17 protein-coding genes and 1 tRNA gene are annotated in these 24,275 nt (G+C 71.0%); 6 read left to right on the plus strand and 12 right to left on the minus strand.

Annotation, left to right across the window (positions count from 1 at the left end; all coding sequences use genetic code 11):
* Positions 1 to 166 precede the first annotated feature (166 nt).
* Positions 167 to 1,162, plus strand: a complete 996-nt coding sequence (locus tag ACZ37P_RS00770) for a right-handed parallel beta-helix repeat-containing protein (protein ID WP_467344189.1) — start codon at positions 167 to 169, stop codon at positions 1,160 to 1,162.
* A 108-nt stretch (positions 1,163 to 1,270) separates the two neighbouring features.
* Here the strand turns inward: ACZ37P_RS00770 and rpsA are convergent, their stop codons facing one another.
* Complete coding sequence (gene rpsA / locus ACZ37P_RS00775) at positions 1,271 to 2,776, minus strand: 30S ribosomal protein S1 (protein ID WP_188283396.1); 1,506 nt, start codon at positions 2,774 to 2,776, stop codon at positions 1,271 to 1,273.
* Positions 2,777 to 3,059: 283 nt separating this feature from the next.
* On the opposite strand from rpsA, the gene ACZ37P_RS00780 reads away from it, so the two are divergent.
* Together ACZ37P_RS00780 and hrpB are read left to right on the plus strand one after the other, a co-directional pair.
* Complete coding sequence (locus ACZ37P_RS00780) at positions 3,060 to 3,932, plus strand: class I SAM-dependent methyltransferase (protein WP_355333945.1); 873 nt, start codon at positions 3,060 to 3,062, stop codon at positions 3,930 to 3,932.
* Between the two features lie 65 nt (positions 3,933 to 3,997).
* A complete protein-coding gene (hrpB, locus tag ACZ37P_RS00785; RefSeq protein ID WP_467344604.1) occupies positions 3,998 to 6,574 on the plus strand; it encodes an ATP-dependent helicase HrpB in 2,577 nt (858 codons plus the stop codon).
* 90 nt (positions 6,575 to 6,664) lie between these two features.
* On the opposite strand, the gene pgfA is transcribed toward hrpB, so the two are convergent.
* The 4 genes from pgfA to polA form a co-directional block, all read right to left on the minus strand.
* The gene (gene pgfA / locus ACZ37P_RS00790) at positions 6,665 to 7,690 is read right to left on the minus strand and encodes a cell envelope lipid trafficking protein PgfA (RefSeq protein WP_391159710.1); all 1,026 of its coding nucleotides are present in this window, start codon (positions 7,688 to 7,690) and stop codon (positions 6,665 to 6,667) included.
* Positions 7,691 to 7,721: 31 nt separating this feature from the next.
* The gene (locus tag ACZ37P_RS00795; protein WP_188282936.1) at positions 7,722 to 7,856 is read right to left on the minus strand and encodes an SPW_0924 family protein; all 135 of its coding nucleotides are present in this window, start codon (positions 7,854 to 7,856) and stop codon (positions 7,722 to 7,724) included.
* A gap of 196 nt (positions 7,857 to 8,052) precedes the next feature.
* Entirely contained in the window at positions 8,053 to 9,255 is a 1,203-nt protein-coding gene (locus ACZ37P_RS00800) for a lytic transglycosylase domain-containing protein (protein ID WP_467344191.1), read from the minus strand.
* A 290-nt stretch (positions 9,256 to 9,545) separates the two neighbouring features.
* Positions 9,546 to 12,263 (minus strand): DNA polymerase I, encoded by a 2,718-nt coding sequence (polA, locus tag ACZ37P_RS00805; RefSeq protein WP_355333953.1) that lies wholly within the window; start codon positions 12,261 to 12,263, stop codon positions 9,546 to 9,548.
* A gap of 166 nt (positions 12,264 to 12,429) precedes the next feature.
* Between polA and ACZ37P_RS00810 the strand changes: the two genes are divergently transcribed.
* Complete coding sequence (locus tag ACZ37P_RS00810) at positions 12,430 to 14,751, plus strand: FdhF/YdeP family oxidoreductase (protein ID WP_467344192.1); 2,322 nt, start codon at positions 12,430 to 12,432, stop codon at positions 14,749 to 14,751.
* A gap of 68 nt (positions 14,752 to 14,819) precedes the next feature.
* Positions 14,820 to 15,305, plus strand: coding sequence for a PaaI family thioesterase (locus ACZ37P_RS00815; RefSeq protein ID WP_188282940.1), 486 nt, complete (start codon positions 14,820 to 14,822; stop codon positions 15,303 to 15,305).
* A gap of 24 nt (positions 15,306 to 15,329) precedes the next feature.
* On the opposite strand, the gene ACZ37P_RS00820 is transcribed toward ACZ37P_RS00815, so the two are convergent.
* Positions 15,330 to 15,412 (minus strand) — tRNA-Leu (locus ACZ37P_RS00820).
* 91 nt (positions 15,413 to 15,503) lie between these two features.
* Here ACZ37P_RS00820 and ACZ37P_RS00825 point away from each other — a divergent pair.
* On the plus strand, positions 15,504 to 16,145 hold the full coding sequence (locus ACZ37P_RS00825; RefSeq protein ID WP_355333958.1) for an ANTAR domain-containing response regulator: 642 nt from the start codon (positions 15,504 to 15,506) through the stop codon (positions 16,143 to 16,145).
* A gap of 87 nt (positions 16,146 to 16,232) precedes the next feature.
* On the opposite strand, the gene ACZ37P_RS00830 is transcribed toward ACZ37P_RS00825, so the two are convergent.
* The 6 genes from ACZ37P_RS00830 to pyk form a co-directional block, all read right to left on the minus strand.
* Entirely contained in the window at positions 16,233 to 16,949 is a 717-nt protein-coding gene (locus ACZ37P_RS00830) for an ABC transporter ATP-binding protein (RefSeq protein WP_188282943.1), read from the minus strand.
* On the minus strand, positions 16,946 to 17,839 hold the full coding sequence (locus ACZ37P_RS00835) for an ABC transporter ATP-binding protein (protein ID WP_355333963.1): 894 nt from the start codon (positions 17,837 to 17,839) through the stop codon (positions 16,946 to 16,948). Before ACZ37P_RS00835 ends, ACZ37P_RS00830 begins: the two co-directional genes overlap by 4 nt.
* 7 nt (positions 17,840 to 17,846) lie before the next feature.
* Complete coding sequence (locus ACZ37P_RS00840; protein WP_355333965.1) at positions 17,847 to 19,736, minus strand: branched-chain amino acid ABC transporter permease; 1,890 nt, start codon at positions 19,734 to 19,736, stop codon at positions 17,847 to 17,849.
* 5 nt (positions 19,737 to 19,741) lie between these two features.
* Positions 19,742 to 20,671: a branched-chain amino acid ABC transporter permease gene (locus tag ACZ37P_RS00845; protein ID WP_355333968.1), complete on the minus strand. Its 930-nt coding sequence runs from the start codon at positions 20,669 to 20,671 to the stop codon at positions 19,742 to 19,744.
* 113 nt (positions 20,672 to 20,784) lie between these two features.
* Complete coding sequence (locus ACZ37P_RS00850; protein WP_355333970.1) at positions 20,785 to 22,032, minus strand: branched-chain amino acid ABC transporter substrate-binding protein; 1,248 nt, start codon at positions 22,030 to 22,032, stop codon at positions 20,785 to 20,787.
* A 522-nt stretch (positions 22,033 to 22,554) separates the two neighbouring features.
* Positions 22,555 to 23,991 carry a pyruvate kinase gene (gene pyk / locus ACZ37P_RS00855; RefSeq protein WP_355333972.1) on the minus strand — a complete coding sequence of 479 codons (1,437 nt, stop codon included), beginning with the start codon at positions 23,989 to 23,991 and terminating at the stop codon, positions 22,555 to 22,557.
* Positions 23,992 to 24,275: the final 284 nt, after the last annotated feature.

A 24,275-nucleotide genomic window follows, 5' to 3' on the forward strand; every position in this document is an offset into this window, starting at 1 on the left:
GCTCTCTCCCCCCTCAACGAACGTACCCGCCCGGCCATTCCCACGCGTCCGCCCGGAACCCGGACGTCTTGACGGTCCGTCGGGTGGGCCCTACCTTCTCTCGTTACGCCCATGTGTTCACATGGACGACCAAGATTCACATACTTGGAACGATGGAAGGACGCGGATGCGACCCCACACGCTTCTGACCCTGCCGGTGGCCCTGCCCGTCGCGGCACTGCTCGCCGGGCTGCTCTCGTACGCGACGCCGGCCGGTGCGGCAACGGCCGGTGCGGCAACGGCCGGTGCGGCGAGCACCGTCGAGGTGACCACGGCCAAGGAGCTGAAGGCGGCGCTGACCGCCGCCGCCCCCGGCCAGACGATCCATCTCGCCGACGGCACGTACACCGGCAACTTCAAGGTCACCGTGTCCGGCACGGCCGCCGACCGGATCACGCTCACCGGCTCCTCGAACGCCGTGCTCACCTCCTCCGGCGGCTACGGCCTCTATCTGAACGGCGCGAGCTACTGGACCGTCAAGGGGGTCAGCGTCACCGGCGGCCAGAAGGGCATCGTCACCGACGCCGCCGCGCATGTCGTCATCGACTCGGTGACCGTGCACGGGCTCCAGATGGAGGGCGTGCACTTCCGTACCTCCAGCACGGACGGCGTGATCAAGAACTCGCGGATCTACGACACCGGGCTCCAGCGGCCGGGGTACGGCGAGGGCGTCTACGTCGGCACCGCCAACACCCTGACCGACAAGAGCGACCGGGTGCAGATCCTCAACAACGTCATCGGCCCCAACATCGGCGCCGAGAACATCGACCTCAAGGAAGGCACCACCGGCGGCCTGGTCTCCGGCAACACCTTCGACGGCAGCGGCCTCAGCATGACCAACTACGACGACTCCTGGGTCGACGTCAAAGGCAACGGCTACACCATCACCGGCAACACCGGCACCCGCACCCTCAACGACGGCTACCAGACCCACACCCAGCAGCCCGGCTGGGGCTGCGGCACCGTCTTCCGCGACAACACCTCCGACCTCACCGGCGCCACCGGCGCCACGCAGACGGCGATCTACGTCACCAACTACTCCGCCGACTGCCCCACCACCGTCTACGCCTCCAACAAGCGCACCGGCGGCAAGGCCCTGACCAACATCCCCGTGACCCCGTAGCCCCCCCGGGCCGCCCAGGGCCCCACGGTCACCGGGAAAGCACCGCGGTCCCGCACCCCCTGAGGGGTGCGGGACCGCGGTGTTGTGACTGGGCCTAGCGGAGAGCCGTCAGCTCTGGCCGCCCGCGAGCTTCTCGCGGAGGGCGGCGAGGGCCTCGTCGGAGGCGAGGGCACCGGAGGTGTCGTCGGACTCCGAGGAGTACGAGCCACCGGAGACGCCCGGGCCACCGGTCGCGGCGGGGGCGGCGGAACCGGCCTCGGCCGCGGCCTGCTCGTCGGCCTCGCGGGACTTGATGACCTGCGCCTGGTGCTGCTCGAAGCGGGTCTGGGCCGTGGCGTACTGGCCCTCCCACTCCTCGCGCTGCTTGTCGTACCCCTCGAGCCAGTCGTTGGTCTCGGGGTCGAAGCCCTCGGGGTAGATGTAGTTGCCCTGGTCGTCGTACGACGCCGCCATGCCGTAGAGCGTCGGGTCGAACTCGACCGAGGCCGGGTCGGCGCCGAAGGACTCGTTGGCCTGCTTGAGCGACAGCGAGATGCGGCGACGCTCGAGGTCGATGTCGATGACCTTGACGAAGATCTCGTCGTTGACCTGGACGACCTGCTCCGGGATCTCCACGTGGCGCTCGGCCAGCTCGGAGATGTGCACCAGGCCCTCGATGCCCTCGTCGACGCGGACGAACGCGCCGAACGGGACGAGCTTGGTGACCTTGCCGGGGACGACCTGCCCGATCTGGTGGGTCCGGGCGAACTGCTGCCACGGGTCTTCCTGCGTCGCCTTCAGCGACAGGGAGACACGCTCGCGGTCCATGTCCACGTCGAGAACCTCGACGGTGACTTCCTGACCGACCTCGACGACCTCGGACGGGTGGTCGATGTGCTTCCAGGACAGCTCGGAGACGTGCACGAGACCGTCGACGCCGCCGAGGTCCACGAACGCACCGAAGTTGACGATCGAGGAGACGACGCCGGACCGCACCTGACCCTTCTGGAGGGTGGTGAGGAAGGTCTGGCGGACCTCGCTCTGCGTCTGCTCCAGCCAGGCACGGCGGGACAGGACCACGTTGTTGCGGTTCTTGTCCAGCTCGATGATCTTGGCCTCGAGCTCCTTGCCCACGTAGGGCTGGAGGTCGCGCACGCGGCGCATCTCGACGAGCGACGCCGGCAGGAAGCCACGGAGGCCGATGTCGAGGATGAGACCACCCTTGACGACCTCGATGACGGTGCCGGTGACGATGCCGTCCTCTTCCTTGATCTTCTCGATGGTGCCCCAGGCACGCTCGTACTGAGCGCGCTTCTTCGAGAGGATCAGGCGCCCTTCCTTGTCCTCCTTCTGGAGAACAAGGGCCTCGATCTCATCGCCCACGGCGACGACCTCGTTGGGGTCGACGTCGTGCTTGATGGAGAGTTCGCGGGAGGGGATGACACCTTCGGTCTTGTAACCGATGTCGAGCAGGACCTCGTCCCGGTCGACCTTCACGATGACGCCGTCGACGATGTCGCCGTCGTTGAAGTACTTGATCGTCTCGTCGATCGCGGCGAGGAAGGCTTCCTCGTTGCCGATGTCGTTGACCGCCACCTGCGGGGTGGTGCGAGGGGCCTCGGTGCTGCTCGTCATTAGGGAAAGGACTCCGGTACGGACAGTAAGTCGTAGGTACTGCTACGCCGTAAGCCCTTTTCGCTCCTGCCGAATTCCGGACAGCCGTGGGGCCGAGGGGTATGCAACAGATTCCGAGCGCAGCCTGCTCTGTCTGAGGCGCGCAGGCTCGCAGCGCAACTTGTAGCATACGGGGGCAGCCGGGCACGGTCAACGCACGAAGAGCCCACCGGGCGCGTAACGGACCGAACCGGCACAAGTCACCCAGTGCCAGGTCTTCTCAGAGAGTACGACGACTGCCGCGATGATCCAAGGACCCGATCCCCGGGACGTACGCCGGGAAGCGCCCCGAGAGGCACACGAGGAACCGGAGGCCACCCGCCGCAGCGCGGGGGTCACGGAGAGCAGCCGGGCCAACCGCCGGTGGTGGGACCGCAACGCGGACGACTACCAGGTGGAGCACGGCGACTTCCTGGGCGACGCCCGCTTCGTCTGGGGCCCTGAGGGTCTGGACGAGGCGGACGCGGGGCTGCTCGGCCCGACGGCGGCCCTGAAGGACAAGGACGTGCTGGAGATCGGCGCGGGCGCCGCCCAGTGCTCGCGCTGGCTGGCCGCCCAGGGCGCCCGGCCGGTCGCCCTCGACCTCTCCTTCCGGCAGCTCCAGCACGCGCGGCGGATCGACGACGAGTCCTCGGCCGACGGCGCGCCGCTGGTGCCCCTGGTCCAGGCCGACGCGGGCGCCCTGCCCTTCGCCGACGGCTCGTTCGACCTGGCGGTCTCCGCGTACGGCGCGCTCCCCTTCATCGCCGACACCGCGCGCGTCCAGCGGGAGGTGCGGCGGGTGCTGCGGCCCGGCGGGCGCTGGGTCTTCTCGGTCACCCACCCGGTGCGCTGGGCCTTCCCCGACGAGCCGGGGCCCGAGGGCCTGACGGCCGTCGCCTCCTACTTCGACCGCACGCCGTACGTGGAGGAGGACGACCGGGGCATCGCCGTGTACGTCGAGCACCACCGCACCCTGGGCGACCGCGTCCGCGAGATCGCGGCGGCGGGCCTGCGGCTGGTCGACCTCGTCGAGCCCGAGTGGCCGGAGTGGAACGACCAGGAGTGGGGCGGCTGGTCCCCGCTGCGCGGGCGGCTGTTGCCGGGCACGGCGATCTTCGTGTGCGCGGCGGAGTGAAGGCCGGCGGACAGGACGGTCGGGCGGCCGGCGGGGAAGCCGGCGGGAGCGCCGGTACGTACGCGATCCGGGCCGAGGGGCGCGCGCTGCCGGTGGCCTCCGTCGTACCGGAGCTGCTGGCCGCGCTGCGGTCGCCGGGCTGCGCCGTCCTGGCCGCGCCGCCCGGCACCGGCAAGACCACGCTGGTCCCGCTGCTGATCGCCGACGCGCTCGGCGGGCGGGTGCTGGTCGCGGAGCCGCGGCGGATGGCGGCGCGGGCGGCGGCCCGGCGGATGGCCTGGCTGCTCGGGGAGCGGGTCGGCGAGACCGTCGGTTTCACGGTCCGCGGCGAGCGGCGGGTCTCGGCCCGCACCGCGGTCGAGGTGGTCACCACCGGTGTGCTGCTGCAACGGCTCCAGCGCGACCAGGAACTGCCGGGCGTGAGCACGGTGATGCTCGACGAGTGCCACGAGCGGCATCTGGACGCAGACACGTCCATGGCGTTCCTGTTGGACGTACGGGCCCTGCTGCGGCCGGAGTTGCGGCTGGTCGCGGCGTCCGCGACGACGGACACGGCCGCGTGGGCGGCGCTGCTGGGCGGGGCCGACGGGCCGCCCGCGCCCGTGGTCGAGGCGGGCGGGGTGCTGCACCCGGTGGCCGTGGAGTGGGCGCCGCCGCCCGGTCCCGTACGGGCGACGCACGCCGGGGGCCGGGTGGACCGGGCGCTGCTCGACCATGTGGCGACGGTGGTGCGGCGGGCGCTGCGGGAGCGCGACGGGGACGTGCTGTGCTTCCTGCCGGGCGTCGGGGAGATCGCGCGGGTCGCGGGTCTGCTCGGGGACCTCGCGGATTCCGGCGGCGCGGGCGGCGGCATCGAGGTGCTCCAGGTGCACGGCCGCGCCCCGGCCGCCGTCCAGGACGCGGCGCTGGCGCCCGGTGGGCGGCGGCGCGTGCTGCTCGCGACGTCCGTGGCCGAGTCCAGTCTGACCGTGCCGGGCGTGCGGGTCGTGGTGGACAGCGGGCTGGCCCGCGAGCCGCGCATGGACCACGCGCGGGGCCTCGGCGCGCTGGTCACCGTACGGGTGTCGCGGGCCGCCTCCGACCAGCGCGCCGGGCGCGCCGGGCGTGAGGGTCCCGGCACCGTCTACCGCTGCTGGCCGCCGGCCGAGGACGCCCGCAGGCCCCGGCACCCCTCCCCCGAGATCGCGCTCGCCGACCTCACGGCCTTCGCGCTCCAGGCCGCCTGCTGGGGCGATCCGGACGCCTCCGGGCTCGCCCTGCTGGACGCCCCGCCGCAGGGCGCGATGGCCGCGGCCCGCGACACGCTGCGCGGCCTCGGCGCCGTCGACGCCTCGGGCCGCGTCCTGGACCGGGGCCGCCGGCTGGCCCGGCTCGGGCTGCACCCCCGGCTCGCCCGCGCCCTCCTCGACTCCGCGCCCGTGCTCGGCGCCCGCCGCGCCGCCGAGGTCACCGCGCTCCTCAGCGAAGAACTCCCCGACTCCTACGGCTCCGACCTCACCGCCGCCTGGCACACCGCCCGCCGTGGCGGCGACCCGTACGCGGCGCGCTGGCGCGCGGAGGCCGACCGGCTGCGCGGCACGGTGACGGAAGGGAGCCCGCCCGCGACGGACGCCGCCGTCCCGCGCTCCGCGGCGCGCCCGTCCCCCGCGAGCCGCGCCGCGGGCGGGGGCCTGTCGGACGACGCGGCGGCCGGGCTCGTCGTCGCCCTGGCGTTTCCCGAGCGGGTCGCGCGGCGGCGGGGCGGCGACGGATACGTGATGGCGTCCGGGACCGGCGCGGAGGTCGGCGGGGGCGTGGGCGGGGCGGAGTGGGTGGCGGTGGCCGTGGCGGACCGGGGCGTCGGGCGGACGGACGCGCGGGTGCGGGTGGCCGCGGTGATCGACGAGGGCACCGCGCGGGCGGCGGCGGCCGGGTTGCTGGAGTCGTACGAGGAGGTGGCCTGGCGCGGCGGGGACGTGGTGGCGCGCCGGGTGGAGCGGCTGGGCGCGCTGGAGCTGTCGGCGGCGCCGCTGCGCCGGCCGGACCGGGACGCGGTGCGGGCCGCGCTGCTCGACGGGCTGCGGCGCGAGGGCACCGGTTTGCTGCACTGGTCGCGGGAGGCCCGTGAGGTACGGCAGCGGCTGGCCTTCCTGCACCGGGAGTTGGGCGGGAACTGGCCGGACGTCTCGGAGCGGGCGCTGGTGGAGCGGGCCGAGGAGTGGCTGGGGCCCGAGCTGGCGCGGGCCGGGCGGCGGGCGGATCTGGAGCGGATCTCGGCGGGCGGCGCGCTGCCCCGGCTGCTGCCGTGGGCCACGGGCGAGGCCGCCCGGTTCGGTGAGCTGGCACCGGAGCGGTTCGAGGTGCCGAGCGGTTCGCGGATCCGGATCGACTACGGCGGGGACCAGCCCGTACTGGCCGTGAAGCTCCAGGAGTTGTTCGGGCTGCGGGCGACGCCCGAGATCGCCGGGGTGCCGCTGCTGGTGCATCTGCTGTCGCCCGCGGGGCGGCCCGCGGCGGTGACCGCGGACCTGGCGTCGTTCTGGCGTGACGGCTACCGCGCGGTGCGCGCCGAGCTGCGGGGCCGCTACCCGCGCCACCCGTGGCCCGAGGACCCGGCGACGGCCGAGCCGACCAAGCGGACGAACAACAGCCGCCGCGCGTAGCCCGACCGCCCGGCCCGTACGGCGTCCGGGACAGGTCGGCCGGTGCGGGGTCCCGGCACGGCTCGGCCCGTACGGGGTGCGGGCCGTAGGTCAGACCGCTATGGGGTCCGGGTGGTCGGGGGCGCGGTCGGGGTCGGGCTCCCGGCCGCCCACCGGGTCGGCGGGCCGCCGCCCGCGCGCTTCGAGCAGCAGCGACAGCGCCAGCAGCGCGGCGGCGAACCCGCCGAAGCCCCACGGCAGGTAGCTCGTGAGCAGCAGCACCAACTGCCGTTGCGTCTTGACCAGATGGACGATGGAGTCGATGTAGTCGGGCCGCATCTTCACGTCGCCCGCGAAGGCGGTGACCGGTGCTTTGCCGGTCGAGGCGGGAAAGCGCAGCTCCTCGGTGTGGATCTCCTCGCCGTTGACGGGCGCGCCGGTCGTCGGGTCGACCCAGAACATCCGCTTGGTGGTGTACCAGCGCTGGATGCCCGTGGCCTTGACCGTCTCGGGGGTGAGCGCGGGAGCGCCGGGCGCGATCTCGGGCAGTTTCTTGGGCAGCGGGACCCGCTGCCAGGGCACGGTCTGCTCGAAGTAGTAGACCTTCAGGCCGTGGAAGCGCTGGGTGCCCGCGTAGTGGATCGGCGCGGAGGTGCGGCTCTGCGCGTCGAAGTAGTAGTAGTCGCGCTTCTGGGTCAGGAAGGGGAACTTGAACTCGATGCCCTGTCGGGTGACCGGGTCGCCGTCGACCGACTCGCTCGCGGTGTGCACCGGCTCCTGGGTGTGCGCGTCGAAGACGTACCGCTCGGGGATCTCCGAGACCATCTTGCCGTCCGGGCCCGCGACGTAGGAGAGCGCGTCCCAGACCACGACGTCCTTGCCGGTCTCGGCCTTGACCTGCCGGGCCGCCGTCACATTGCCCTTGAGGGTCTGCACGATGCTGACCTTGGAGACCTTCTTGGCGGTGAGGCTGGAATAGTCGACGAGGGTGGCGTTCTTCGCCTCGAGGACGGCGACCTGGTACTCGCTCGGCGGCACTTTGGCCAGCCGCGGGTAGGCGTACCAGCGCAGCATGGGCGCCAGGGTCGCGAAGAAGACGGCGAGGGCGAGCAGCACCAGGCTGGACTTGCGGCGCATCGCGGCTCCAGACGGCTCAGGGGTGACCGGCTCAGGGGTGGCTGGGGACCGTGGTCAGCAGGGGTTTCGGCGAGGTGTGACCTGCGGGCGCGCCGATCGCGGTGACGGTGAAGACCAGGGCGAGGGCGGCGGCGAGTCCGATCGCCGCCGCGGCGAGAGCGCGCATGGCCTGACCTCCCTCGGGCATGGGCCGACGCGGTCGTCGGCCGGGGCCGGGGCACCGTAGCAACCGGGAGGTGAGATGAGAACACGTTTCACCGGGGACGTTCGTGAGGCTTTCGCCTGAACGTCCCCGGTGCGTGGGAGTGTGGCCGGCGCGCGGGGCGCCGGGGGTGCCGTGTCGGGGAATGCCCCGTCGCGGGTTACGGCTTCGCGGTGACGGCGGCGCCCGTGGCCGCGCTGGCGGTCGCCTCACCGCTGGGGGTGGGGGTGTCCGTCGGCGTCGGGGTGTCGGTGGCGCAGGGGTCGGGCGTGCCGGGGGTGTCCGTGGGAGTCGGCGTCGCGGTCGGGCTGGGGCTCGCGCTGTCGGTCGGCGAGGGCGACGGGGACTGCGTCGGGCAGCCGGGGGTCGTCGGGGTGTCCGTCGGCGTGCCGGTCGGGGTTCCCGTGGGGGTGCCGGTCGGCGACGACGGCGACGACGGCGGCGGGGTCTTGCCGGGGCCGGTCGACGGGGTGCCCGCGGTCGGCGGGACGATGCCGCCGCTCGGGTGGGTGCCGGACGGCGAGGGCGACGGTGTGCCGCCGGGGGCCGACGCGGACGGACTGGTCGACGGCCGCGGGGTGTTGGCGAACGGCGGCGCGCCCGCGCCCGGTGTGCCCGGGCGGTCGGGCACGGAGACCGCGTCGCCCTGCCGGAAGTGCTCGTACCAGGACTTCACCAGGTCGAGGTAGGCCTGCGAGTGGTTGTAGCCGAGGATCGCGCGGTCCATGTCCCGCGGTACGGCCAGGTCGCGGCCGTCGGCGCACAGGTAGTGGGCGGCGGCCAGCGCGGCGTCGTACACGTTGTCGGGGTCGGCGACTCCGTCGCCGTTGCCGTCCGCGCCCCAGTTCGCCCACGTCGAGGGGATGAACTGCATCGGGCCGACCGCGCGGTCGTGGACCGGGTCGCCGTCGTAGCGTCCGCCGTCGGTGTCGCTGATGTTCGCGAAGCCGTTGCCGTCGAGCACCGGGCCGAGGATCGGGGTGTACGTCGTCCCCTTGGCGTCCACGGCGCCGCCGCGGGCCTGGCCGGACTCCACCTGGCCGATGGCGGCGAGCAGTTGCCACGGCAGGTGGCAGCCGGGGTTGCTGGCGGCGACGCTCGCCTCGGCGCGCCGGTAGGCGTCCAGGACGGTCGCGGGCAGCGAGCCCCCGGACGGCAGCGGGGTGACGACCGGGCCGCCGGAGGGCGTGGCGGTCGGATTCGTGAGGTCCGTAGGGGTGTTCAGCGGCGGCACATCGGTGATGTACGGCGAACCGCCGTCGATCGCGGGGCCGGGCGGCGGGGCCACGGTGGTCGTCTGCCGCGCGGCGGCGTGCGCCACCGGGATGAGTCCCGGCGCCTGCGAGGCGCCCAGCGCCGCCATCGCGGCGGCGGCGACCGCCGTACCCGCCGCTCCCCTGCGTAGCCTTCGGCCGTACCGCCGCGCTGACATGTCCGCGGTCCTCCCCAGGTGCGAGATGGGCGCGTGGCCGCGCCACAACTCGATTGACCCTACGGCAACTTCAGCCCCCCGACCACAGTCGGGGAAGACGCGATCCAGGGCAAATCCCGGCAATCCGCCGAGGTTTCCGGCCCCTCGGCGGACCTTTCACCGAGGGGTCGCGACTCGTTCACACAGCCCGGTCACAGACTCGCGCGGGCGGCGGGGTGGGGTCAGTGCGCGGCCGACTCCCAGTCGGTGCCGTCGCCGACCGACACGTCCAGCGCGGCGCGCAGCGGATACGCGCCCGCCATCTCGCGGCGGACCAGCGTCTCGACCTTCTTCCGCTCGCCGGGCGCGACCTCCAGCACGATTTCGTCGTGCACCTGGAGCAGTATCCGCGACTCCAGCTTCTCGTCGGTGAGCGCCTGGTCGACCTTGAGCATCGCGATCTTCACGATGTCGGCGGCCGAGCCCTGGATCGGCGCGTTGAGCGCCATCCGCTCAGCCATCTCACGGCGCTGCCGGTTGTCGCTGTTGAGGTCGGGCAGGTAGCGGCGGCGGCCGAGCAGCGTCTCGGTGTAGCCGGTGTTCCTGGCCTCCTCGACCACCCGGTGCAGATAGTCCCGCACGCCGCCGAACCGCTCGAAGTACGTCTCCATCAGCCCGCGCGCCTCCGCGGCCTCGATGTTGAGCTGCTGGGACAGGCCGAAGGCGGACAGGCCGTACGCCAGCCCGTACGACATCGCCTTGATCTTGCGGCGCATCTCGGCGTCCACCGCGTCCCGTGCGACGCCGAAGACCTGGGAGCCGACGGTGGTGTGCAGATCCTCGCCGGAGGCGAAGGCGGCGATCAGTCCCTCGTCCTGCGACAGGTGGGCCATCACGCGCAGTTCGATCTGGCTGTAGTCGGCGGTCAGCAGCGATTCGTAGCCCTCGCCGACGACGAAGCCGCGGCGGATGGCCCGGCCCTCGTCGGTGCGGACCGGCACATTCTGCAGGTTGGGGTCGGTGGACGACAGGCGTCCGGTGGCCGCGACGGTCTGGCTGAAGGTGGTGTGGATGCGTCCGTCCGGGGCGATCGTCTTGACCAGGCCCTCGACGGTGACCCGGAGCTTGGCCTGCTCCCGGTGGCGCAGCATGATGACCGGCAGTTCGTGCTCGGTCTGCGCGGCCAGCCAGGCCAGCGCGTCGGCGTCCGTGGTGTAACCGGTCTTGGTCTTCTTGGTCTTGGGCAGGCCCAGCTCGCCGAAGAGGACTTCCTGGAGCTGCTTGGGCGAGCCGAGGTTGAACTCGTGGCCGACCGAGGCGTGCGCCTCGCCGACCGCGTGCTGCACGGCCGCGGCGAACTGCTGTTCCAGACCTTCGAGATGGGCCCGGTCGGCGGCGATCCCGGAGCGTTCCATCCGGGCCAGGAGCGCCGAGGTGGGCAGTTCGACCTCGTGCAGCAGCTCGGTGGCGCCGACCTCGGGCAGCCGCTCGCCGAAGACCTCGGCGAGGTCGAGGACGGTACGGGCCTGCACCATCAGCGCGTCGGCCGCGGCGGCGCCCTCGTCCTCGCCCTCCTCGCCGAAGGCGAGCTGTCCGCCCGCGGCGTCGGCCGGGGCCAGCTCGCGGCCCAGGTACTCCACCGACAGCACGTCGAGCGCGAAGGAGCGGCGGCCGGGCTTGATGAGATACGCGGCCAGGGCCGTGCACATCGTCACCCCGGCGACGCTCCAGCCGTGCTCGGCGAAGACCCGCTCGACGTTCTTCGCGTTGTGCAGCACCTTGGGGCGGGCGGGGTCGGCGATCCAGGCGGCGAAGGACTTCTCGTCCGCCTCGTCCAGCTCCGCGGGGTCGAACCAGGCGGCCACCTCCGGTGAGGCGAGCGCGATCTGGGTGACGCTGCCGCTGCCCAGCGCCCAGGTGTCGACGCTGGCCAGGCCGAGCGGCGCGCCGCCGTGCTCGTCGAGCCAGCCGGGCAGGTCGCCCGCGGCGAGCACGGTGCCCTCCACGGCGACGCCCTCGGCGATCTCCGCCTCTTCCTGCTCGGCGCCGGGATCGACGGCGAACAGCCGCTCCCGGAAGTTGGAGTTGCGGAATTCCAGCACGTCCAGCACGCCGACCAGGGCCGTCCTGTCGTACGGCTCCCTGGCCAGGCCCTCGGGGCCCGAGGGCAGGCTCACGTCGCGCACCATCTCGGTCAGCCGCCGGTTGAGCTTCACCGCGTCCAGGTGCGCCCGCAGATTCTCACCGGCCTTGCCCTTGACCTCGTCGGCCCGCTCGACCAGGTCGGCGAACGACCCGAACTGCGTGATCCACTTGGCCGCCGTCTTCTCGCCGACGCCGGGGATGCCGGGCAGATTGTCCGACGGGTCGCCGCGCAGCGCCGCGAAGTCCGGGTACTGCTGGGGCGTCAGGCCGTACTTCTCCTCGACCTTCTCCGGGGTGTAGCGGGTCAGCTCGGAGACGCCCTTGGTGGGGTAGAGCACCGTCACGTTCTCGGTGACCAACTGGAACGAGTCCCGGTCGCCGGTGACGATCAGCACCTCGTAACCCAGCGCTTCCGCCTGGGTGGCGAGCGTGGCGATCACGTCGTCCGCCTCGAAGCCCTCGACCGCGAAGCGGCTGACGCCCATCGCGTCCAGCAGCTCGCCGATCAGCTCGACCTGGCTGCGGAACTCGTCCGGCGTCTTCGAGCGGTTCGCCTTGTACTCGGGGAACTCGTCGAACCGCCAGGTCTTGCGGGAGACGTCGAAGGCGACGGCCAGGTGCGTCGGCCGCTCGTCACGCAGCGTGTTCGCCAGCATGGACGTGAAGCCGTAGATCGCGTTCGTCGGCTGGCCCGTGGCGGTGTTGAAGTTCTCCACGGGCAGCGCGTAGAACGCCCGGTACGCCAGCGAGTGCCCGTCCAGCAGCAGCAGGCGGGGGCGGTCGGTCGTCTTCGATGCGGATGCGTTGTCTGCCACGTCTCCGATCCTCCCACGCGGGTACGACAACGAAGGACGCCTCCCGCCGGGGGCACGCCGTGCGGGGGGCGGCGGGGCCGGGAGCCGGGCGGGCGGCTCGGCGGGCCGATCAAGCCGGGCGCCGTCCGCCGGCTCCCCCGCCGCGCAAAGGCGGTACAAAGGACGTATGGCAAAGAAGCCCCCTTCAGGTGACCCCGTCCAGGACGCTCCGCAGGTCTCCGCGCCCAAGCACAGTGCGGCGGGCCTGCCCGCCATCGGGCACACGGTCAAGATGGCCGGGCAGCAGATGGGGGTGCGGCGGGCCACGTTGACGCTGCTGAAGGTCAACCAGAAGGGCGGCTTCGACTGTCCGGGCTGCGCCTGGCCCGAGCCGGACCACCGGCATGTCGCCGAATTCTGCGAGAACGGCGCGAAGGCGGTCGCCGAGGAGGCGACGCTGCGCCGGGTGACCCCGGACTTCTTCGCCGCGCACCCGGTCTCCGACCTGGCGCGGCGCAGCGGCTACTGGCTGGGCCAGCAGGGCCGGATCACGCAGCCGATGTATCTGGCGGAGGGCGCCGACCACTACGAGGCGGTGCCGTGGGAGCGGGCCTTCTCGATCGTCGCGGACGAACTGACCGCCCTGGACACCCCGGACGAGGCGGTCTTCTACACCTCGGGCCGCACCAGCAACGAGGCGGCGTTCCTCTTCCAGCTCTTCGCCCGCGAGCTGGGCACCAACAATCTGCCGGACTGCTCCAACATGTGCCACGAGTCGTCGGGTTCCGCGCTGACCGAGACGCTGGGCGTCGGCAAGGGCAGTGTGCTGCTGGAGGATCTGTACCGGTCGGACCTGATCATCGTCGCCGGGCAGAATCCGGGCACCAACCACCCGCGGATGCTGTCCGCACTGGAGAAGGCCAAGCAGGGCGGGGCGACGATCGTGTCGGTCAACCCGCTTCCGGAGGCGGGTCTCGAGCGGTTCAAGAATCCGCAGAACGCCTCGGGTCTCGCCGGTTCCGGCACCGTGCTGACCGATCTGTTCCTCCAGATCAGGCTCGGCGGCGACCAGGCGCTGTTCCGCGCGCTGGGCCGGCTGCTGATCGAGGCCGGCGCGCTGGACCGCGACTTCATCGCGGAGCACACCCACGGCTTCGCGGAGTACGAGGCCGCCGCGCTCGCCACCGACTGGGACGAGGTGGAGCGCGCCACCGGTCTGGCGCGGGCCGAGATCGACAGGCTGCTCGCCCTGGTGCTGGACGCCAAGAGCGTCGTGGTGTGCTGGGCGATGGGCCTGACCCAGCACAAGCACGCGGTGCCGACCATCCGCGAGGTGGTCAACTTCCTGCTGCTGGGCGGCAACATCGGCCGCCCCGGCGCCGGGGTCTGCCCGGTGCGCGGGCACAGCAATGTGCAGGGCGACCGGACGATGGGCATCTTCGAGCGGCCCCCGGCGGCGTTCCTGGACGCGCTGGAGAAGGAGTTCGGCTTCGCGCCGCCGCGCGAGCACGGCTTCGACGTGGTGCGCGCGATCCGGGCGCTGCGCGACGGGACGGCGAAGGTGTTCTTCGCGATGGGCGGCAACTTCGTCGCCGCGTCCCCCGACACCGACGTCACGGAGGCCGCGATGCGCAAGGCGCGGCTGACCGTCCATGTGTCGACCAAGCTGAACCGTTCGCACGCCGTCACCGGCGCCCGCGCGCTGATCCTGCCGACGCTGGGCCGTACCGAGAAGGACCGGCAGGCGGGCGGCCCGCAGTTCGTCACCGTCGAGGACTCGATGGGCATGGTGCACGCCTCGCGCGGCGGCCTGGACCCGGCCTCGCCGCACCTGCTGTCGGAGCCCGCGATCGTGACCCGGCTGGCCCGCGCCGTCTTCGGCGACCGGAGCATGGTGCCGTGGGCGGACTTCGAGCGGGACTACGACGCGATCCGCGACCGTATCTCGCGGGTCGTCCCCGGCTTCGCGGACTTCAACGCCAGGGTGCGGCGCCCGGGCGGCTTCACGCTGCCGCACGCCCCGCGCGACAGCCGCACCTTCCCCACCGCGACGGGCAAGGCCAACTTCACGGCCGCGGCCGTCGAGTACCCGGCGGTGCCCGAGGGGCGGCTGCTGCTCCAGACGCTGCGCTCGCACGACCAGTACAACACCACCATCTACGGTCTGGACGACCGCTACCGCGGCATCAAGAACGGCCGCCGCGTCGTCCTGCTGCACCCCGAGGACGCCGCGGCCAACGGTCTGGCCGACGGCGACTACGCCGACCTGGTCGGCGAGTGGAAGGACGGCACGGAGCGGCGTGCGGAGGGCTTCCGGGTCGTGCACTACCCGACCCCGCGCGGGTGCGCGGCGGCGTACTACCCGGAGACCAATGTGCTGGTCCCCCTCGACCACACCGCGGACACCAGCAACACCCCCGCCTCGAAGTCGGTGGTCATCCGGCTGGAGCGGACCGCGGCGGACGCCCCCCGACGCACGGCCGACGCGGGCCGTCCGGTAGAAAACTGATCAGTACACGGAAAACGCGTACGGGCACACCGGATCAGGCCGGACGAGGACGATCGGAGCACCACCCCATGGGCGAGCGGACCACCACCTACTTCCCGCCGGAGATCCTGGAGCAGTACGCCGGGCTCGGCGTCGATCTGCGGGGTCTGTTCTCCGGCGGGCACCTGGGTGAGCGGATGGGCATCCGGATCCTGGAGGCGGCGCCGGAGAAGGTGGTCGGCACGATGCCCGTCGAGGGCAACACCCAGCCGATGGGGCTGCTGCACGGCGGCGCGTCCGCGGTGCTCGCCGAGACCCTCGGCTCGGTCGGCGCGATGCTGCACGGCGGTCCCAGCAAGATGGCCGTCGGCGTGGACCTCAACGCCACCCACCACCGCGGTCTGCGCTCCGGTCTCGTCACCGGCACCGCAACCCCGGTCCACCGGGGCCGCTCCTCGGCGACCTATGAGATCGTCATCACGGACGAGGCGGACAAGCGGGTCTGTACGGCCCGGCTGACCTGCATGCTGCGCCCGGCGACTCCCACGGGCACGACCGCTCCCCCGGCGAACTGAGGGGATACGGGGGGATTTCAGAGGTGCCGGGTGCGGGATTCGAACCCGCACGCCCTTTCGGACAGATGTGTTTGAGACATCCGCGTATGCCATTCCGCCAACCCGGCCAGGTCGCGTGCACAGCGTACCGTGTAGGTGCGCGCCGTCGCAGCTAGGTAGGCTCAGGTGTGCAGTACCCCGCCTGATACGAGGAGCACCGTGAGCGCGCCCGACGAGTCCGCCGCCCCGCTCGACGACGAGCAGTCGAAGTCCCACGTCCCTCCCCTGACGACCCGCGTGGTCATCGCCGAGGACGAGGCGCTGATCCGCCTCGACCTCAAGGAGATGCTGGAGGAGGAGGGCTACTCCGTCGTCGGGGAGGCCGGGGACGGCGAGACCGCGGTGAAGCTCGCCGAGGAGCAGCGTCCCGATCTGGTGATCCTGGACGTGAAGATGCCGGTGCTCGACGGGATCTCGGCGGCCGAGCGGATCGCCGCGGACAAGATCGCGCCGGTGCTGATGCTGACCGCGTTCTCGCAGCGCGAGCTGGTGGAGCGGGCCAGGGACGCGGGCGCGATGGCGTATCTGGTGAAGCCGTTCAGCAAGAGCGATCTGGTGCCCGCGATCGAGATGGCGGTGAGCCGGTTCCAGGAGCTGAAGGCGCTGGAGGCGGAGATCGCCGACCTGTCGCTGCGGCTGGAGACCCGCAAGCTGGTCGACCGGGCCAAGAGCGTCCTCCAGACCAAGTACGGGCTGACCGAGCCCGCCGCCTTCCGCTGGATCCAGAAGACGTCGATGGACCGCCGGATGTCGATGCAGGCGGTCGCGCAGGCCGTGATCGAAGAGGTCTCCGAGAAGTAGGCGCCCGCGGACGGGACACGGCGCAGGGCCCGCACCCCGGTCGGGGTGCGGGCCCTGCGCCGTGTTCCGGGCCCGGTCGGGCGAGCCTCAGTCCTCGCCGAGGTAGGTCTTGCGGACGCCGTCGTCGTGCAGCAGGTCCTGGCCGGTGCCGGAGAGCTTGATCGTGCCGATCTCCATCACATGGGCCTGGTCGGCGAGCGAGAGCGCGGCCTGCGCGTTCTGCTCGACCAGCAGGATCGTGGTGCCCTGGGCCTTCAGCTCCACGATGGTCGTCATGATCTTCTGCATCATGATCGGCGACAGACCCATCGAGGGCTCGTCGAGCATGAGCAGCTTGGGCTGCGACATCAGCGCGCGGCCCATGGCGAGCATCTGCTGCTCGCCGCCGGACAGCGTGCCCGCGGCCTGCCTGCGGCGCTCCCCGAGGATCGGGAAGAGGTCGTAGGCGCGCTGGATGTCCTTGGCGATGGCCGCCGTGTCCTTGCGGAGGAAGGCGCCGAGCTGGAGATTCTGCTCGATGGTGAGCCGGGGGAAGATGTGCCGGCCCTCCGGGGAGTGCGCCAGGCCCAGGGCGACGATCCGGTGCGCCGGGACGCGGGTGAGCACCTTGCCGTCGAAGCTGACCCGGCCGCCGATCGGCTTGAGCAGACCGCTGAGGGTGCGCAGCGTGGTGGTCTTGCCCGCGCCGTTGGTGCCGATCAGGGTGACGATCTGGCCCGCCTCGACGGTGAACGAGATGCCCTTGACGGCCTCGATCTTGCCGTAGGCGACCCGGAGGTCCTCGACTTCGAGCAGTGCGGTCATCGGTCGTTCTCCTGCTCCTCGGCCCCGGCTTCGGCCGCGGCCGCTTCCACTGCGGCGTCGCCCTCACCGGTGGGCGCGCCTTCGAAGGGTTCACCGAGGTAGGCCGCGATGACCCGTTCGTCCTGCTGGACCACGTCGGAGGTGCCCTCGACCAGTTTCTCGCCCTGGACGAGGACGGCGACGCGGTCGCACAGGTTGAAGATGAACCGCATGTCGTGCTCGATGACCAGGACGGCGATGCCCTGGTCGCGGATGGCGAAGACCAACTCCTCGGTGGCCCTGGTCTCCTGCGGGTTCATACCGGCCGTGGGCTCGTCCAGCAGCAGCAGGCCGGGCTCGCTGGCCAGCGCGCGGGCGATCTCCAGCTTGCGCTGCTCGCCGTAGGGGAGGTTGCGCGAGAGGTGGTCGGCCTTGCCGGCCAGTCCGATGAACTCCAGGATCTCCATGGCCCGCGCCCGCGACCGGGCTTCGGCCTTGTGGTAGCCGGGGCCGCGGATGAGGGCGGACAGCAGTCCCTCGCGGGTCCTGGTGTGCCTGCCGACCAGCACGTTCTCCAGCACGGTCATGTTGGAGAAGAGCCGGATGTTCTGGAAGGTGCGGGCGAGTCCGGCCTGGGTGACCAGGTGCGGTTTGGGCGGCAGCACCTCGCCTCGGTAGGTGACCTTGCCCTCGGTGGGGACGTACAGGCCGGTGAGGCAGTTGAAGAAGGTGGTCTTCCCGGCGCCGTTGGGGCCGATCAGTCCGACGATCTCACCGCTGTTGACGGTGAGGTCGACGTCGCGGACGGCGGTGAGGCCGCCGAACCGCATGACGACGCCGCTGGCCTGGAGCAGTGGGCCGCCGTCGGAGGCCGCTGCCGGGGTCGGCTGCTCTTGGCTGATGATGGTCATGTGTCTCTCACGCCCCTGCCGGGCTGGCCGGGACGGTGTCGTCGCCGAGCGGGCGTTGCTCGGGGATGAGCACTTCGTCCTGGTGGAATTCGAGCTGGCGGCGCCGGTTGGGGATGATGCCCTCGGGCCGGAAGCGCATGATCAGGATCAGGGCGAGGCCGAACGCGAAGAGTTCGTACCGCTCCAGGAAGCCGAGCTTCTCGGGGAGCAGGTAGAGCAGCGCCGCGCCGAGGATCGGGCCGCTGACCGTACCCATGCCGCCGAGGACGACGGCGGCGAGCAGGAAGGCCGAGTTGGGCGGGGCGGCGCCCGCGAACTGGTACGGGTTGGGCACCACGTTGTACGTGACGTGGGCGCTGACGGTGCCCGCGAGTCCGGCGAGCGAGGCGCCGAGGGCGAAGGCGATCAGCTTGACCCGGAAGCCGTTGATGCCCATGGCGGTGGCGGCGGTCTCGTCCTCGCGGATGGCGACCCAGGCGCGGCCGATCCGGGAGTCGGCGGCGCGGGTGAAGATCAGCACCACGATGACCGTGATCAGCAGCATCAGCAGGTAGTAGTTGGCGAACCGGCCGAGGGTGACGGAGCCGATGTCGTGCGAGGCGCCGAGGTTGTACCCGAAGATCGACAGGTCGGGGATCTGCGAGATGCCGTTGGGGCCGTTGGTGACCTTCGGGCCCGATACGCCGTCGAGGCTGTTGACGACGATGCGGAAGATCTCACCGAAGCCGAGCGTGACGATGGCCAGGTAGTCGCCGCGCAGCCGCAGGGTGGGGGCGCCGATGAGGACGCCGAAGACCAGCGAGGCGGCCATGCCGGTGAGGGCGGCGGCCCAGAACGGGAACTGGACGCCGGACCAGATCGAGAACGGCGAGCCGGAGACCAGGGCGGCGGCGTACGCGCCGACGCCGAGGAAGGCGACGTAACCGAGGTCGAGCAGGCCGGTGAGGCCGACGACGATGTTGAGGCCGAGGGCGACGGTGCCGAAGATCAGGATGTTGACGCCGAGGTTGGCGTAGTGCTCGTCGTTCTGCGCGAAGGGGTAGGCCAGCGCGGCCAGGAAGCCCATCGTGTTGGCGAACGAGCGGTGGGCGGCGGTGAGTCCGGAGAACTGCCGGAGCAGACCGGCCGCGCTCAGCGCCCAGATGGTGAAGACCACGACGATGAGGAAGCCGAGGAAGATCTCGGTGTAGCCGGTGGCGAGGCCGTAGGTGAAGACCTCGAGGCCGATCGCGGCGGCCACGGTGATGATCAGCCGCTGGACCCAGCCGGGCAGCTTCGTCGGGTCGGCGACCGGGAGATCGCTGTGGTGGGGGCGCAGTTCGCGCAGCCACTTGTACGTGCCGACGACCGGGCCGACCGTGGAGAAGCGGCCGAGTTCGAAGTACTCGGTGTCGTGGGTCTCCCGCGGGTGCCGGTGGATCGGCAGTGCGAGGGCGCCGATCACCAGGACCAGGCTGCCGATCGCGGCGACGAAGCCGCCGGGGTCGAGGTTGGCCAGACCGCCGAGCTTCTCGGCGATGGCGATCACCGTGTACCAGGTGGTGCCCAGGGTGCCGAGGGCGAGCAGCAGCACCGGGTTGTTGGAGCGGTTGGGGGTGAGCCAGCGCAGGCCCTTGAGGCCGAAGGCGCCGAGCGCGAACAGGCCGGTGACGATGGCGCCGACCAGGGTGAGGACCTGGAGACCGCCGGGGTAGCCGGAGACGGTGAGGTCGCCGGGGAACTCGGTGGTGTACGTCCAGGACATGAAGGTGGAGGCGATGGTCGCCACGGCGCCGACGAGGGTGACCGCCTGGGCGGCGGTCCGCGGCAGCGGTACGAAGGGGGCGACCCTGCGTCCGGCCGGTTTCGCGGTGTCGACGGCGATGGACTCCGCGGCGCTTACGGGGATGTCGGTCATCGGTGTCACGCCCTGTCCGCGACGCGCTCGCCGAGCAGACCTTGCGGCCGGACGAGCAGGACGACGATGAGGAGCACGAAGGCCCAGACGTTCGCCCAGCTTCCGCCGCCGAGCTGCTGCATGCCGGGGATGTTGGAGATGTAGGCGGAGGCGCAGGACTCGGCGATGCCGAGGACGAGGCCGCCGAGCATGGCGCCGTAGATGTTGCCGATGCCGCCGAGAACGGCCGCGGTGAACGCCTTGAGTCCGGCCTGGAAGCCGATGTCGTACTTGACCTGGCCGTACTTGAGGCCGGAGGCGAGTCCGGCGACGGCGGCGAAGAAGCCGCCGATGGCGAAGGCGATGACGATGATGCGGTTGGTGTCGATGCCCATGAGCTGGGCGGTGTCCGAGTCCTGCGCGGTGGCCTGCATGGCGCGGCCGGTGCGGCTGGTGCGGACGAAGGCGGCGAGGCCGACCATGCAGATCACGGCGGCGGAGACCAGGAAGATGTCACCGCTCTGGATGTTGATCGATCCCACGTGGAAGGGGCCGCCGGGCAGTTGCGGGAAGCTCTTGGCGTTGTCGGCGCCCGGGTACCAGAGGAAGATCGCCTGCTGAAGTGCGAGGGAGAGGCCGATGGCGGTGATCAGTGGTGCCAGCCGTGGTGCGCCGCGCAGCGGCCGGTACGCGAATCGCTCCGCGGCCACGGCGATGAGCACGGACACGATGGCGCCGCCGAGCAGCATCAGGGGCAGTGCGAGCCAGATGGACGTGCTGTCGGGGAGATTCGTCCAGACCGCGAGCGCGCCGAAGGCTCCGGTCATGTAGATCTCGCCGTGGGCGAAGTTGATGAGCTGGACGATGCCGTACACCATCGTGTAGCCGATGGCGATGAGCCCGTACATCGAGCCGATGAACAGCCCGTTGGCCAGCTGTTGCGGCAGGGTGTGCACCGCATGGCCTCCATGTCACTGAGGGAGCAGGGGGGAAGGTACGCCGGGGGGGTAAGCGGGGGGCCGCGCGGTCGGGGTGACCAGCCGCGCGGCCCTGGGTGCTACGGAGTCGGTCAGCCGCTGTAGGTGCCGCTCTTCACGGCCTCCCACTTGCCGCTCTTGACCTGGTAGACGGTGAGCTGCTTGTTGGTGGTGTCGCCGTACTGGTCGAAGGAGACGTGACCGGCGATGCCGTCGAAGTCGCTCTTCTGGACGGCGTCGACGAGCTTGGAGCGGGCGTCGGCCATGGCGGGGAGCTTGCCGCCGTTGGCGTCCATGACGGCCTTGACGCCCTTGATGATCGCGGTGGCGGCGTCGTACGAGTAGCCGCCGTAGGTGCCGTAGTCACCGGGGTAGTTCTTCGCCTTGTACGTGGCGATGAAGTCCTTGGCCGCCGGGAGCGTGGTGACCGGGACGCCGACGGAGGTGGCGAGGTCGCCTTCCGAGGCCGCACCCGCGGTCTTGATGTAGGTGTCGGAGAACATGCCGTCGCCGCCCATGAGCGGGATCTTCACGCCGGCCGCCTTGAGCTGCTTGGTGAGCTGCTCCGACTCGTCGTACTGGCCGCCGTAGTAGACCATGTCGGCCTTGGCGTTCTTGATCTTGGTGACGAGCGTGGAGAAGTCGTTGTCACCGGTGTTGACGTGGTCGGTGCCGGCGATCTTGCCGCCGAGGGACCCGAACTTGTCCTTGAAGATGCCCGCGAGACCCGCGCCGTAGGTCTGCTTGTCGTCCACCACGAAGGCGTTGGTCTTCTTCAGGGTGTTGTAGGCGTAGTCCGCCGCGAAGCCGCCCTGGAGGGCGTCGGTGGTGGCGGTACGGAAGTAGGTCTTGAACGGCCGGACCTTGGTGCCGGTGTTCCAGTCCTTGCCCTGGGTCAGGGTGGGGTTGGTGTTGGACGGCGAGATCTCGACCATGTTCGCGGTGGTGAACACCTGCTGCATGGACTGGGCGACGCCGGAGTTCAGCGGGCCGACGGCGGCGATCACGCTGCTGTCCGCGACCAGGGCCGTGGCGTTCTGCTGGCCGGTGGCGGGCAGCGCCTTGTCGTCCAGGGCCTTGATCTTGAAGGTCACCCCGGGGACGAGGTTGTTCTTGTTGGCGTCGTCGACAGCGATCTGCACGCCGTACTGGATGCCGAGGCCGGTGGCCGAGTTCTGCCCGGTAAGCGGAGCGTCGACACCGATGACAACGGTCGTCTTGGCGGCGCCGCTGCTGTCCCCGCTGCCCTTCTTGTCGTCGCTCCGCGATCCGCAGGCGGTGAGGGTGAGGGCTCCAGTGGTGAGTACGGCGGTCAGTACAAGCAAGGAACGGTGTCGCACGATCAGTCCTTTCCCCTGGCGCGGCCGTCTCTGATGAGACGCCGAGTCGCGCGCTGGAACCCGAACTGACAAATCCGGAGGCGCGGTGACTGGCCGTGACTCTAGGCGCGTGGAGCTGAGTCAGGCAGAGGTGAAGGGAAGAGTGTGACTGTCTTGTTATGCCGGAAGGAAACTCTTGAGGTTCTGCTGAGGTTGGCGGAGGGATTTGGGTGCTTTGCTCCGGCGTCCGCATGATGAGAACGCGCACTTCCGGCCAAGGGTAGGGGACTTGGGGGCGGCCGGGAGGCGATGTGACCGCGGCAGGAATGTCAGGAGATTCAGAGGGTAAGCACCTGTCGGAGTACCGCCCTGATTCCGTATTGCGTTCGCGTTACATAGCGTTAAGTTTTTCGATTCGCCGGCCAAAGGCCCCGCCATTGCCGCTGCCGAAATCGGCGGCAAAGGCGGCCGACGACGACGCCCCGCCCGGCGAATGCCGAACGGGGCGTGATGGGCGCGGCGGGTGAATCCGCGCCGTACAGGTCAGGATTTCGGCGAATCGTCCTCGCCGATGTGGTGGACCCGGACCATGTTGGTGGTGCCCGGCATGCCGGGGGGCGAACCGGCCGTGATCACCACGATGTCGCCCTTCTTGCAGCGGCCGATCCGCAGCAGCTGCTCGTCCACCTGTTGGACCATCTCGTCGGTGGTCTGCACCATCGGGCCGAGGAAGGTCTCCACTCCCCAGGTCAGATTCAACTGCGAGCGGGTCGCGGGCTCCGGGGTGAAGGCGAGCAGGGGGATCGGCGAGCGGTAGCGGGACAGGCGGCGGACGGTGTCGCCGGACTGGGTGAAGGCGACCAGGAAGCGGGCGCCGAGGAAGTCGCCCATCTCGGCGGCGGCGCGGGCCACGGCGCCGCCCTGGGTACGGGGCTTGTTCTGGTCGGTGAGCGGCGGCAGGCCGGTGGCGAGCACCGCGTCCTCGGCCGCGGACACGATCCGCGACATCGTCTTGACGGTCTCGATCGGATACTTGCCGACGCTGGTCTCACCGGAGAGCATCACCGCGTCCGTGCCGTCCATCACGGCGTTGGCGACATCGCTGGCCTCGGCGCGGGTGGGGCGGGAGTTGTCGATCATCGAGTCGAGCATCTGCGTGGCGACGATGACCGGCTTCGCGTTGCGCTTGGCGAGCGTGATCGCGCGCTTCTGCACCATCGGGACGGCTTCCAGCGGCATCTCGACGCCGAGGTCGCCGCGCGCGACCATGATCCCGTCGAACGCGTCGACGATCCCTTCGAGGGCGTCGACCGCCTGCGGCTTCTCGACCTTGGCGATCACCGGGACCCGGCGGCCCTCCTCGGCCATGATCCGCAGCACGTCCTCGACGTCCCGCCCGGTGCGGACGAAGGACAGCGCGATGATGTCGGCGCCGATCCGCAGGCCCCAGCGCAGGTCCCTGATGTCCTTGTCGGACAGCGCGGGCACCGACACGGCGACACCGGGGAGATTCAGCCCCTTGTTGTCGGAGACCATCCCGCCCTCGATGACCATGGTGTGCACCCGCGGTCCCTCGACGTCGGTGACCTCCAGGGTGACGCGCCCGTCGTCCACCAGGATGCGCTCGCCGCGGGCGACGTCCGCGGACAGTCCCTTGTACGTCGTCCCGCAGATCTGCTGGTCGCCCTCGATGTCGTCCACGGTGATCGTGAACTCGTCGCCGCGTTCGAGTAGTACAGGTCCTTCGGCGAAACGTCCGAGCCTGATCTTCGGGCCCTGAAGGTCAACCATGATGCCCACGCTGCGACCGGTCTCGTCCGCGGCTTTGCGGACTCGTCGGTAGCGGTCCTCGTGCTCCGCGTACGCTCCATGGCTCAGATTCAGTCGTGCCACGTCCATTCCGGCCTCGACCAGTGCTTTGATCTGGTCGTAGGAGTCGGTGGCGGGGCCCAGTGTGCAGACAATTTTGGCTCGGCGCATGTGTCGAGAGTATGACCTACTCGTTGGTAGGGAACACGCTCACGGCAACTGCCCAACGACGTCTGGATTAACGCTTGTTGACAAGTGTCGAAGTGTGCGGCCCCCCGCTCCGATGAGCACTCCTGTCACCCCCGCACCCGCTGAGCACGTCTTACGCGCCCGGAATCGCACGTCGGCCGCACCGTGCGTGTCACGCGCGGGACATCTTCCGGTTACGTGTGGGGGGTGTCGCCGGGTGGGGCGGGCGGTGCAGAATCTACGCGCGTTGTTCCCGCACCGGGAGC

Source organism: Streptomyces sp. NPDC024632 (assembly GCF_055559175.1).

Coding starts and splice junctions, on each gene's coding strand:
- ACZ37P_RS00770 (WP_467344189.1), top strand. CDS start 167: ATGCGACCCCACACGCTTCTGACCCTGCCGGTGGCCCTGCCCGTCGCG.
- rpsA (WP_188283396.1), bottom strand. CDS start 2,776: ATGACGAGCAGCACCGAGGCCCCTCGCACCACCCCGCAGGTGGCGGTC.
- ACZ37P_RS00780 (WP_355333945.1), top strand. CDS start 3,060: ATGATCCAAGGACCCGATCCCCGGGACGTACGCCGGGAAGCGCCCCGA.
- pgfA (WP_391159710.1), bottom strand. CDS start 7,690: ATGCGCCGCAAGTCCAGCCTGGTGCTGCTCGCCCTCGCCGTCTTCTTC.
- ACZ37P_RS00795 (WP_188282936.1), bottom strand. CDS start 7,856: ATGCGCGCTCTCGCCGCGGCGGCGATCGGACTCGCCGCCGCCCTCGCC.
- ACZ37P_RS00800 (WP_467344191.1), bottom strand. CDS start 9,255: ATGGCGGCGCTGGGCGCCTCGCAGGCGCCGGGACTCATCCCGGTGGCG.
- ACZ37P_RS00810 (WP_467344192.1), top strand. CDS start 12,430: ATGGCAAAGAAGCCCCCTTCAGGTGACCCCGTCCAGGACGCTCCGCAG.
- ACZ37P_RS00815 (WP_188282940.1), top strand. CDS start 14,820: ATGGGCGAGCGGACCACCACCTACTTCCCGCCGGAGATCCTGGAGCAG.
- ACZ37P_RS00830 (WP_188282943.1), bottom strand. CDS start 16,949: ATGACCGCACTGCTCGAAGTCGAGGACCTCCGGGTCGCCTACGGCAAG.
- ACZ37P_RS00835 (WP_355333963.1), bottom strand. CDS start 17,839: ATGACCATCATCAGCCAAGAGCAGCCGACCCCGGCAGCGGCCTCCGAC.
- ACZ37P_RS00840 (WP_355333965.1), bottom strand. CDS start 19,736: ATGACCGACATCCCCGTAAGCGCCGCGGAGTCCATCGCCGTCGACACC.
- pyk (WP_355333972.1), bottom strand. CDS start 23,991: ATGCGCCGAGCCAAAATTGTCTGCACACTGGGCCCCGCCACCGACTCC.